The organism is Ruania halotolerans (assembly GCF_021049285.1).
Lineage (GTDB): Bacteria > Actinomycetota > Actinomycetes > Actinomycetales > Beutenbergiaceae > Ruania > Ruania halotolerans.
Window position 1 is genome coordinate 1,515,872 of record NZ_CP088017.1, and the last position, 11,253, is coordinate 1,527,124.

At 67.8% G+C, this 11,253-nt stretch carries 10 protein-coding genes; 3 read left to right on the top strand and 7 right to left on the bottom strand.

Translation table 11 applies throughout. The annotated features are described in order from the left end of the window. Positions 1–38: 38 nt before the first annotated feature. The 3 genes from ybaK to LQF10_RS06630 all read right to left on the bottom strand — a co-directional run bounded on the left by ybaK (position 39) and on the right by LQF10_RS06630 (position 4,237). Positions 39–527, bottom strand: coding sequence for a Cys-tRNA(Pro) deacylase (ybaK, locus tag LQF10_RS06620; RefSeq protein WP_231066692.1), 489 nt, complete (start codon positions 525–527; stop codon positions 39–41). After that, positions 527–1,615, bottom strand: coding sequence for a DUF2510 domain-containing protein (locus LQF10_RS06625; RefSeq protein WP_231066693.1), 1,089 nt, complete (start codon positions 1,613–1,615; stop codon positions 527–529). Before LQF10_RS06625 ends, ybaK begins: the two co-directional genes overlap by 1 nt. A gap of 66 nt (positions 1,616–1,681) precedes the next feature. Beyond that, positions 1,682–4,237: a DEAD/DEAH box helicase gene (locus LQF10_RS06630; protein ID WP_231066694.1), complete on the bottom strand. Its 2,556-nt coding sequence runs from the start codon at positions 4,235–4,237 to the stop codon at positions 1,682–1,684. A 206-nt stretch (positions 4,238–4,443) separates the two neighbouring features. Here LQF10_RS06630 and LQF10_RS06635 point away from each other — a divergent pair, with 206 nt between their 5' ends. After that, positions 4,444–5,235 (top strand): glutamine amidotransferase, encoded by a 792-nt coding sequence (locus LQF10_RS06635; protein ID WP_231066695.1) that lies wholly within the window; start codon positions 4,444–4,446, stop codon positions 5,233–5,235. On the opposite strand, the gene LQF10_RS06640 is transcribed toward LQF10_RS06635, so the two are convergent. From LQF10_RS06640 to LQF10_RS06655, 4 genes are all read right to left on the bottom strand, one after another. Further along, positions 5,179–5,988 carry a serine hydrolase domain-containing protein gene (locus LQF10_RS06640; RefSeq protein WP_231066696.1) on the bottom strand — a complete coding sequence of 270 codons (810 nt, stop codon included), beginning with the start codon at positions 5,986–5,988 and terminating at the stop codon, positions 5,179–5,181. The two genes, LQF10_RS06635 and LQF10_RS06640, sit on opposite strands and share 57 nt — an antisense overlap. 46 nt (positions 5,989–6,034) lie before the next feature. Continuing rightward, positions 6,035–7,306 carry a glutamyl-tRNA reductase gene (locus LQF10_RS06645; protein WP_231066697.1) on the bottom strand — a complete coding sequence of 424 codons (1,272 nt, stop codon included), beginning with the start codon at positions 7,304–7,306 and terminating at the stop codon, positions 6,035–6,037. A 178-nt stretch (positions 7,307–7,484) separates the two neighbouring features. Next, complete coding sequence (locus tag LQF10_RS06650; RefSeq protein ID WP_231066698.1) at positions 7,485–7,925, bottom strand: PPOX class F420-dependent oxidoreductase; 441 nt, start codon at positions 7,923–7,925, stop codon at positions 7,485–7,487. Positions 7,926–8,003: 78 nt separating this feature from the next. Further along, the gene (locus LQF10_RS06655) at positions 8,004–8,726 is read right to left on the bottom strand and encodes an alpha/beta fold hydrolase (protein WP_231066699.1); all 723 of its coding nucleotides are present in this window, start codon (positions 8,724–8,726) and stop codon (positions 8,004–8,006) included. Positions 8,727–8,832: 106 nt separating this feature from the next. Here LQF10_RS06655 and LQF10_RS06660 point away from each other — a divergent pair, with 106 nt between their 5' ends. After that, positions 8,833–10,644 (top strand): HNH endonuclease, encoded by a 1,812-nt coding sequence (locus LQF10_RS06660; protein WP_231066700.1) that lies wholly within the window; start codon positions 8,833–8,835, stop codon positions 10,642–10,644. Between the two features lie 124 nt (positions 10,645–10,768). Further along, the gene (locus LQF10_RS06665) at positions 10,769–11,248 is read left to right on the top strand and encodes a GNAT family N-acetyltransferase (protein WP_231066701.1); all 480 of its coding nucleotides are present in this window, start codon (positions 10,769–10,771) and stop codon (positions 11,246–11,248) included. Positions 11,249–11,253: the final 5 nt, after the last annotated feature.

An 11,253-nucleotide genomic window follows, 5' to 3' on the forward strand; every position in this document is an offset into this window, starting at 1 on the left:
TGGTCCCGTCGTGAGGGTGAACCTCTGCGGCGGGACCGCTAGGTTCGCGCGATCGGCGCGAACTGCCCCCGCGTCACCCGAGCGAGATCCTGCGGCGACAGGGAGAGGTCGAATCCGCGACGCCCCCCGGAGACGTACATGCGCTCGAGCGGCTCAGCGCAGGCATCGATCACGGTGGGCAGCGCGGTGCGCTGTCCGATGGGGGAGATGCCGCCGGTGACGTATCCGCTGGATCGCTGCGCAGCGGCTGGCTCGGCCATGGTGGCCTTCTTGTGCCCGAGCGCCTGGGCGAACGCCTTGAGATCGAGCGTGGCGGCCACCGGGAGGACCGCCACCGCGAGGCCCTGACCGCGTAGCCCGTCCACGCGGGTCACGAGCGTCTTGAACACCACCTCCGGCTCTACGTCGAGCGCAGCGGCTGCCTCGAGCCCGTAGCTGAGCTCACTCGCCGGGTCATGCTCATACGGGTGGCTGCCATAGCGGATACCAGCACGATCCAGCGCGGTGGTCGCGGGCGTGGTCACCATCAACTGGCCTCCACCGTGACGGTGACGTTCGTGGCATCTTCAGACCATTCGGTCACGAGCAGCACTACGGTGCCGGCGGGAAACTGGGTCTCGAGCAACGGGTCCCGGTCATCATTCTGCGGATCCCTGTCGTCATTGGAACGCACCCGCCCGTCGGAGGCGATGGTGACCAGCACGGGATCGTTGCCGTCGGAGTCGCGCACGTCCACTGCGTACGCGCCATCCGCGGGGAGGTCGATCGACCCTGCCCAGTACCCGCTCGCCGGCACCGAGGCAGCCGTCGGCAGCTCGAGTTCGACGTCCTCGACCACTGGCGTGGCCCCCACCGTGAACCCACTCCGTTCACCGTCCAGCTCGGTCACGATCACCGTGTACTCGCCCCCCTCGAGTTCAGCGGTGACCAGCGGGTCCAGAGAGCTTCCGCCGAGCCCTTCCGTGAGTTCGCGGCCGCGGTCGTCACCACCGGCCACTTCGGCGCCGGAGGAATCCTGCACGCTCACCTCGAGATCTTCACCGCTATCGGTCCGTACGTCGAGCAACAGCACTGTCGCCTCCGACAACGAGAGCGTGCCCTCCCATCGACCGTCCTCCTCCACGAGTGCATCGATCGTGTCGGTGAGAGTCACGGTTCCCGTGGTGACCGAACCGGTGCCGGAGCCTCCGGTCGATCCGCCTGACGGATCCGGATCGTCGCCCCTCATCCCGGACACCACCCACCAGCCGATCCCCGCCACCAGCAGCACGGCCAGCACCACCAGCGACGCGACAGCAGCCACACCACCCGGGGTGTTCCGCACCCCCGCGCCGAACACCTTGGTGCCCGAATCGTCCTTCCCCTCGGCCGGGGTGCCCCACGCGGAGGACGTCGACCACGCACCCGGCGTGCCCGGCGCCACCATCACATCGGGGCGTTGATGGGTGACCTCGGCCAGGTAGGGATAGTCCTCGTGCGCCGTCTCCGGACCGCTCGGCTCTTCCTGCGCGGGCAGCGCCGGGGCGTAGTAATCGGTCCAGGAATCCCCGTCCCAATAGCGTTGCTGGTTCTCCCCGGTGGGGTCCGGGTACCAGCCCGCCGCCTGATCGCTCACCGGTTCATCGTACGGGCGCAGGTCACTGCGCGGATTGCCGCGGGGTGGGGAGCGCGCACCATCGCCTCACCCCTGAGCGGTGGCTGGTCCCAGGTCAAGGTCGGTCAGCATCACGCGACCCGCCTCGGCGCTCGCGGCCAGGTCCACGCGTGCCCGGAGCCGCCAGTCCCGGTCGCCCTCTGGGTCATCCAGAACCTGCTCCACCTGCCACTCCTGTTCCGCGACGGTGATCCGCACCATCGATCCAGCGCGCGCCTGTGGCCCGATGCCCAGGTGGTCGTACTCGTCCCAGTAGCCGTCCATCGCCTCAGCCCACCGCTGCGAAGTCCAGCCGATCGCGCCGTCCATTGCTCCGAGAGCGTCGTAGGCCTCCCGGGCGGCCAGTTCCACCCGATGGAAGACGGCGTTGCGTACCAGTGCCCGGAACGTGCGCGGGTTCGCGGTGATCGGGGCATCAGGTCCCGGACCGAATCGAGCTTCCTCGTCCTCGGCGCCGGTCTGGTCGGTTTCCCTTCCCAGTTCGTGCGCCGGCGGCATTCCTTGCTGCAGCGCCTCCCATTCGGCCAGCAGAGACGAGTCCACCTGTCGCACGGCCGAACCGAGCCACTCAATCAGCGCGGCGAGTTCCTCGGTCCGCATCGACGCGGGCACCACCTGGCGAAGCGCCTTGTAGGCGTCGGTGAGATAGCGCAACACCACGCCCTCGCTGCGGGCCAGCTGGTACCGGGAGATCAGCTCGGAGAACGTCATCGCGTGCTCGACCATGTCTCGCACCACGGACTTGGGTTTGAGTTCGTAATCGTCCACCCACGGATTGGTGGTTCGGAACTCGGCCAGGGCCGCCGTCAGCAACTCGGCCAGCGGGCGTGGATAGGTGACCTCATCGAGGGCATCCATCCGGTCGGTGTAATCCATCCCCTCGGCCTTCATGGCCGCCACCGCTTCGCCGCGCGCGGCCTTCTCCTGGGCGATGACGACCGGTCGCGGATCCTCCAGAGTCGCCTCGATCACCGAGACCACGTCGAGTGCGAAGTCCGGGTGGTCCTGGTCGAGCAACTCCAGGGCGGCGAGCGCGAAGGGGGAGAGCGGTGCGTTCAGCGCGAAATCGTCCGGTACCTCACCGACGAGGCGGATAGTCGGGCCATCGCCGTCCCGATCCACTACCCGCTCGACGAGCCCGGCCTGACGCAGCGTGCGATAGATGGAGATTGCTCGGCGCACGTGCAGGTTGCGATCTGTCGGTGCGTCGTGGTTCTCCGTGAGCAGTCGCCGCATCGCGGCCAGCGGGTCGCCCTCGCGCGCCAGGACCCCGAGCACCATCGCGTGGGACACCGCGAACTGGGAGGTGAGCGGCTCTGGGTCGGCGTCCCGCAATCGTTCGAAGGTCTTGTCGGTCCAGTTCACCACCCCGGCGGGGGCCTTCTTGCGCACGATCTTGCGCTTCTTCTTGACGTCGTCGCCGGCCTTGGTGAGCGCCTTCGCGTTCTCGATCACGTGCTCGGGTGCCTGCACGATCACCTCGCCGACGGTGTCGAAGCCCGCCCGTCCGGCCCGACCGGCGATCTGGTGCATCTCCCGGGCGCTCAGATGCCGGGCGCGGACCCCGTCGAACTTGGTGAGCCCGGTGAGTACTACGGTGCGGATCGGCACGTTGATGCCGACGCCGAGGGTGTCGGTGCCGCAGATCACCGGCAACAGTCCCGACTGGGCGAGTCGTTCGACCAGGCGCCGGTACCGGGGCAGCATCCCGGCGTGGTGCACACCGATGCCGCTGCGCAGTAGCCGGGAGAGGGTGGATCCGAACCCCTTGGCGAAGCTCACGTCGCCGAGGGCCGCCGCAATGCGTTCTTTCTGTGCCTTCGATGCGACCGAGACGGAGGTCAGCGCCTGTGCCTGTGCGACGGCGGCTGCCTGGGTGAAGTGCACCAGGTAGGCGGGCGTGCGGTGGGTGCCGAGGAGCTCGGTGATCAGTTCGTTCAACGGCTCGATGGAGTACGTGAACGTCAACGGCACCGGGCGCTCGGTATTCGCGATCACCGCAACCGGCGAACCCGTCCGGCGGGTGAGATCTTCGGCGAAGTAGCTCACGTCCCCCAAGGTGGCGCTCATCAGCAGGAACTGAGCGCCGGTGAGCTCTAGGAGCGGCACCTGCCACGCCCAGCCGCGCTGCGGGTCGGCGTAGAAGTGGAACTCGTCCATCACCACTTGGCCGGCATCGGTGTTGTCCCCGGCTCGTAGCGCACGGTTGGCCAGGATCTCGGCCGTGCAGCACAGGATCGGGGCATCGGAGTTGATGGCGGAGTCCCCGGTGACCATGCCCACCTGATCGGCACCGAAGATCTCCACCAGGTCGAAGAACTTCTCACTGACCAGCGCCTTCAGGGGGGCGGTGTAGACAGTGCGCACGCCGCGGGCCAGAGCTACGTAGTGGGCAGCAACGGCAATCAGCGACTTCCCGGACCCGGTGGGCGTGGAGCAGATCACGTGCGCGCCGGTAACCAGTTCCAGCAGCGCCTCCTCCTGGTGCGGATAGAGGCTCAACCCGCGGTCTTCGGCCCACGCAGTAAAGGTCTCGACGAGCGCGTCATCATCGGTCGGGTCCGCGGGCAGGGTAAGAGTCATTGAGCTGATTGTCTCAGCCGGTCCCACTGCGCCGGTCCCGCAGCGTCGTCCAGTCGACGCCGTCGCCCCTCAGCCGGGCCGAATATTCGACCCATAGGTGGCTTGCACCATCACTATCGGACCCATCGCGGCTCGAGATGTCCAGGTGCTGAACGCCGGGCCTGAGGCGAGCACTGCAGCGGGGTGTATGCGAGAGACTACTGTTCGTGATCCGTCCGCTGTGCTTCCTCGCCTCCCGCTCGGAGGACGTGGCCGCCGATGCCGAGTATGCGAGTGTGCTCGAGCACACCGGGCTGAGTGAGTCCGAGCTGGTACGGGTGCGCCTCGATCGCGGTGACCACGTCGGTGAGCTCACCCAGTACTCGGGAGTGATCCTGGGCGGTAGCCCCTTCACGGTGACCACGCCCGAGCTTGCCAAGTCGCCTGTGCAGCGGGCCGTGGAAGCAACACTGCTGGACGTCCTCAACACTGTCACCCGCCACCAGGTGCCCTTCCTTGGCCTGTGTTACGGCGTCGGGATCGTGGGCACCTGGGCGGGCGGCCAGGTGGACCGCACTTACGCGGAGGACACCGACGCCGTCGAGATCGCCCTCACCCAGGCGGCTCGGACGGATCCGTTGCTGGCGGACATGCCGGGCCGCTTCACTGCCTACGTCGGTCACAAGGAGGCATGTTCGGCCACCCCACCGGGCGCCGTCGTGCTGGCCACGTCGGCGGCGTGCCCGGTGCAGATGTACCGCTTCGGTCCGGGCCAGTACGTCACCCAGTTCCACCCGGAGATGGACGCAGACGCCGTCCGGTTGCGGATCGAGGTGTACGCAGACGCCGGGTATTTCGCTCCGGACGCTGTGGCCGAGGTGATCGCGCGTACCGCCCGTGCGGACGTCTCTGCCGCGCACCGGGTGCTCAGCGCATTTGCCGCCCTGTGCGTGAGCGCCGATTCAGCGGTGGGCGGCGAGGATCTCGCTAGTGAGACGCGGCCACAGTTGCCCGTGTAGGTCGGCGCTGAACGGCTTCTCGCCGAGGAAGGCAGCGACCAGGTGAGCGTCGGGGTCCACCCAGACGAAGCTCCCGGACTGCCCGAAGTGGCCGAATGTGGCCGGGTTCGCCTCCGCGGGCGTCCAATGCGGCGACTTCTCGCCCCGGATCTCGTAGCCGAGACCCCAGTCGTTGCGTGCCTGGTTCCCGAACCCGGGCAGTACCCCGCTCAATCCCTCGAAATGCACGCTGCGGGCGATCCGGGCGAGTTCGGGGTCAATCAGGGTCGGGGTCAGCATTTCGAGTCCCAGTGCGAGCACGTCCAGGGTGCTGCCGGACGCTGCGTGTGCGGCGCTGCCCTGGAACTCCACACTGCTCATCTCCAGCGGCTCCAGCACCACATCGCGGGTCCACACGGGAAAGTCGGTGCCCACGGCAGCCGAGACGTGGCCAGCGAGTGTCTCGAACCCGACGTTCGAGTACACGCGGCGTTGCCCGGGACGCTGCACCGGTCCACCGTCCTCGACCGGCAATCCGGAGGCATGTGCGAGCAGGTGCCGCACCGTTGCGCCTTCTGGGCCGGCGGGGGAGTCCAGGCCCACGTACCCGCGATCGATAGCGATCAAGGTCGCCAACGCCGTCAGGGGCTTCGTCACGGACTTCCAATCTCGGACGGCCTCGGTATCGCCGTCGAGACTGAGGATCTTGTGGCGGGTGGAGACCGCGAGGGCCACAGGGAAGTCGAATGCGTCCAGAGTGGAGTAGGTGCTCACCCGGGCCACACTGCCAGACTCCGCACGGTGCGGCGCACCTGGGCGGTCAGGGGAGGGCGACGGTGCCCGACTGGCTCGCCTGCGGCGGTTCGCCGTCGGCAGCTACCTCGATCCCGTACAGCGTGCGCATCGCCGCGACCACCTCACCCAGGCGCCCGCCGGCCGCAGCCTCCCGGGCTCGTGTGGTCGGGGTGTGGATCAGCACGCTGGCGAAATGCCGCAGTGCGCGCTCGGTCTCATCGTCCTCATCCCCGCGGGCGCGCGCTCGGGCGAGCTCAGCCTCCAACACCTGCTCTACGTGAGTGCGGTAGGCCACGATCGCCGGGGCGGCGGAATCCTCGGCGCTGCGTTGCTCGAAGTCCTTCGCTGCCTGGTCCACCAGATCGAAGGCTTCGGCGCTCGCATTCAGTTCCTGCACGGGCGCATGCAGACTGATCGTCTCCAGGTCGAGCAGGTCGACACCACCGTGGTGCGCCACGTCCTTGTCGACGTTCGCGGGCAGGCCGAGGTCGATCACCAGCAACGAGTGGCCAGGGTCCCGCCCAGCGGCGCTGAGATCGGCGGTGCTGAGAGCGACCACGTTCGTGGAGGTGATGACCAGGTCCGCTGCTGCGAGCGACGCGGCGCGATTCTCGTGACTGATCGGCTGGACGCCGTCCCGGACGGCGAAGCGGCGCTCCCGTCCGGACGGGGAGGCCACGTCCACCACGCCCACGCCCCGATCCCGCAGCGCCGCGAGGGTGGTGCGGGCGTATGCGCCAGTGCCGATGATCAGCACCTTCGTCTGCGACCACGACGGCAGCCGCGTCTCGGCCAGGTCGAGGGCCAGGCGCACCATGGACCGGCCGGCAGCGTTGATCTTCGTGGTGTTCTTCACACCGCGCGAGGTCGCCGAGGCCATCTGGAAGAGCCGCTCCAAAGAGGCTGTGGTGGTCCCCGCTTTGCGGGCGTCGGCCAGGGACCGGCGCACCTGGCCCGCGATCTCGTCTTCGCCGAGCACCACGGAGTCCAGCCCGCTCGCCACGGCGAACAGGTGTGCCGCCACCCGGCTGGCCTTCATCATGCGCGTGCGGGGGCGCAGTTCAGGTTCGGTCAGTCCTGCATTGGCGGCGATGCGCTCGAGTGCTCGATCAAGGACGTCCTGCGCCGCGGTGTCCGAATCGGCCTCGACGTCGAGATAGGACTCATACCGGTTGCACGTGGCCACGACGACGGCGCCGCGCACCTCCGGATCGGTCAGATGCGTGGCAGCTCCGCCGTGACCGGAGGAGAGTCGTTCGAGGAGCGAGAAGTCAGCCGTGCGGTGACTGGCGCTCACGCAGACAAGCACGCCAACCATCGTAAGTGCGGCTCGTGGGCGAGGATCGGACGGGCTGTCAGTTCCCGAGGGTTGGACGCTTGCCGAGCGCGTGATCGCGCGGTTTGATCGAGAACCGAGTGCCCCGGGATGTGGCCGAGGCCACCCTCGGAGTTCGCTGCGCGCGGGCCGAACGCGGTCAGTCGGCCAAGTTGCGGGCGGCGATGACCTTCGTCGGTGTCACGCGGACCAGTAGCTCACCCGGCACCCCATTGCGGTCACCGAACTCCTGTGCCCGATCGGGACCCATGTACCGGGACGCGATCCGGGTGGCCCAGGTGTGCACCTGGGTGAGATCGTCGATCAGCTCCACCGTGCCTTCAATGCTCACGAAGTTGAACGGCGGGACATCGTCGTGGAAGGTCAACGCCACCTGCCCTGTGCGCGCCAGGGATCGTCCCTTCACAGTGTCGGCGCCGGTGTTGAACACGATCGCATCTGCCTCGTCGTCGAAGTCCACCCAGACGGGTGCCACATGCGGGCGCCCGTCCTTGCGGGTGGTGGCGACGGCGACAGTGCGGGCGGGCGTTGCGCGGATGAACGCCTGAATCTCGTCGTCCGTCATAGGTGCGTAACTCATCCCGGTCCAACCCGGCCGAGCGGGCAGGTATTCCCCGGACGGGCCAGGGTGCCTGATGATCTGATGACGGTTTCCCTATTAGCCGATGACGGCGGCCGCCAGCTCCACAGGGTGACTTACCATGCCCATATGGCCGCCGGGGACCTGCTGAACCGGCGCTGTGGTGCCAAGACGGTCGGCAGCGATGCGCGCAACGAACGCGGGCGGGAACAGGCGGTCCTGGGCGAAGGCGAGAACCGTCGTCGGCGTGCTGGGCCAGCGTGCGCCGGGCCAGGGTTGAGTGAAGGCTGCGTCGGCTTGGTCGCGTTCCCAGGCGGTGGCCGCCTCGCGCTGATCGGCGGTTAAGCCGTTGTAGAAGAGGTCGCTGATGCCGAGGGGGAGGTCTAAGCCGGCTGCCTCGGCGGCTTCCCGGTGGGCTGCGTCCTGATCGGTGGCGGCCCACCAGTCGGCGCCGGACTCCCCGGGCGCGGGGATCATCGGACTGATCAGGGTGAGGCGATGCACGGGAAGCCGGTCCGGCACCAGTCCGGCGGTGAACGCCCCGAACGAATGGGCCACGAGGTGGATGTCGCGCCCGTGGGCAGCGAGGTCACCTTGGATGGCGTGCACGACGGCGCTCGCGTAGTCCTCGAGGTGGGCTCGCTCGTCCGTGCATGGAAGGTCGACGGCGGTACTCGAGCGGCCGTGGGAGGTGAGGGCGGTCCCGAGTGCGCCCCAGTAGTCGGCATCGCAGCCGGCTCCGGGGATGAGGACGAAATGGGCTGGGTCGTGGTATCCCGCGGCGGGCGGTGGAGTGACCATGGTGCAGCCTATTCGACGCCGGTCGCCTGGGCATCGATCGCCATCGGATCCGTTCGCTGACCTGGGTAAACGGGGCAATGTCGGTGGTCGCTGGGATGATCTAGACATGACTTCGACAGCCAGCGGTTTGGTGTTCTCGGCTTCGGCCGGGGGCACTGTGTTGGCTGCTGTGCGGCAGAACCGGACGGCGGCCCGGGCGGTGGATGTCGAGTGTGCTGAGTTGGTCGTGGCGTGGGTGCGTGAGCACGCCATCGACCCCGGTAACCTCGCTTCCGGGACGCCAGTGTTCGACCCCGAGGTGGACGCCGGGCTTCCTGGGACCGAGCAGCCGATGCGGCTGGCCGGTCCGGGGGCGCCGTTGGTCTCGGATCTGGGGTTCACCCGGTTAGCGGCCGCGCTCGGGCAATCCAACGAAGCAGCGCTCTATTACGTCGGCTCGATTGTGGAGTTGGCGTACCGGTTGCCGGTGTTGTGGGGCCGGGTGCGGGCCGGGCAGATCAGTCTCCACCGCGCCCGGGCGGTGGCCCGGTTGACGAAGAAGCTCCCCGCCGCCGGTGCTGGGTGGGTCGATGCTCAGGTCGCCTGGACCATCGGCACCTGCAGCACCAGTCAGATTGAACGCACCGTGGCCGCTGCGATGGAGTCTTTCGACCCCGCACAGGCAGAAGCCGATCGTGAGGCAGCGTTGGAGGGGCGCCGGTTCGATATCCACCTCGACGAGGTCGCCACCTCGGGTGTGGCGGGCTCGGGGGCGATCGTGCAGGTTGATGGCGGGTTGGAGGTTGCTGATGCTCTCGATCTGGACGCAGCGGTTCGTGATCGTGCCCGGGCTCTCGCAACACTCTTGCCCGGCACGAGTGAGGACGTGCGCCGTTCCATCGCTGTGGGTGACCTCGCGAGAGGGCAAGGCACCCTCCCACTGGCAGAGACCGACACCAACACTGACACCGGTGCCGACGCCGAGACCGACACCGGTGCTGGGGCAGGTACTGGCGCTGGGACCAAAACCCTCACCCCCGACGTAGCCGGCACAGACTCAGGTGCAGGCCACGGTGCGATTGGTCGCACGGTGATGCTCTACCTCCACCTGCCCGCCGACGCTCTCAAACCCGGCAATGGTGAGAGGCGAGATTACGCCGCGGGCAGTGTGTTCAGCACCGGGGCCATCGGGCGGTGTGAGAACACCAGGTCCCCGGTCACCACCGAGCAGGTCCGCTCCTGGTGCCAGGCGGCGGGGCGGGTGATCGTGCGACCAGTGATCGATCTGAACGCCCACTACAGCGCGAGCACCTATGAAGCCAACCCACGACTACGCGAACAGATCATCCTGCGCGATAGTCACTGCCGGTTCCCGTACTGTCAGCGCACCGCCCGGGCTGCTGATCAGGACCACACCATCCCCTACGACCAGGGTGGGCCTACCAGTACCGCCAATCTGACCGCGTTGTGTCGACGTCACCATCGAGCGAAAACCCATGCGGGCTGGTCCTACCTGATGATCACCCCCGGGACCTACCTCTGGACAGACCCCGACGGAGTTCACTACCTCGTCACCACTACCGGCACCTTCCCCATCCCCGGCAGCCCTGGAAACGGGCCGCCATCGGGTGGGAGAACTGGTGCCCCGCCCAGTGGGAGAACGGGTGGCCCGCCCGGAGTGCGATCACACCGCTCATCCGATGGCAAAACCAGCGGCCCACCCGGTCACAGTCAGAGCAGCCCGTTCGGCGTGCTCGACCCGCACGTGGCCAGAGTGCGCGAACGCGCCATCACCGCCATGAAGAAGACAGCCACCGCCACACCACCACCACCACGATTCCGCACCGACCCAGACGATCACGCCGACCCCGCGCGGCGTGACGGCTCACTACCAGGCACGAAGAAATCGCCACCAGGCACGGATCCACCTCCGTTTTGACCGGCCCGCCCCGGCCCCGCCGACGATCTACCCGCCGACGGGGACATCGGCATGCCCATGTCGAATGGCACCCTCCGTGAGCGCGAGGCGCGATCGTGGCCGCTCTGCGCGGTAGGTTCGCCGCATGATCGCTGTTGTGACCGATCGAGATCCAGAGGCGACCCGAGTCATTCTGGAGTCCTTGCCTGACTGGTTCGCCGACTCGGAGGCGATCGACAACTACGTGGCTGATGCCGTTTCGGATCAGTTCGTCAGTCTGATCGCGGTCACGACCGAAAGCGGGAGTGCCTGCACGGTGGGTGTGGCACAGATCGAACGGCACTTTCCGGAATCCGCCGAACTGCACCTCATCGCCGTCTCACCAGGGGTTCGAGGGAAGGGAGTGGGCCGAGCACTGGTCGAGCGCGCCGCTGCCGATCTCGCCGGTGACGGGTGCGTGATGCTGACCGTGCACACCGTCGGCCCGTCGTTTGACCACGAACCATACGCCCAGACTCGCGCCTTCTATCGCGCCCTCGGATTCCTCCCGGTCGAGGAGCACGAGAACCTTGACTGGCCCGGCCCCACGGTCATCATGGTCCGCCCACTCCACGGGCAGGTGTAAGAATC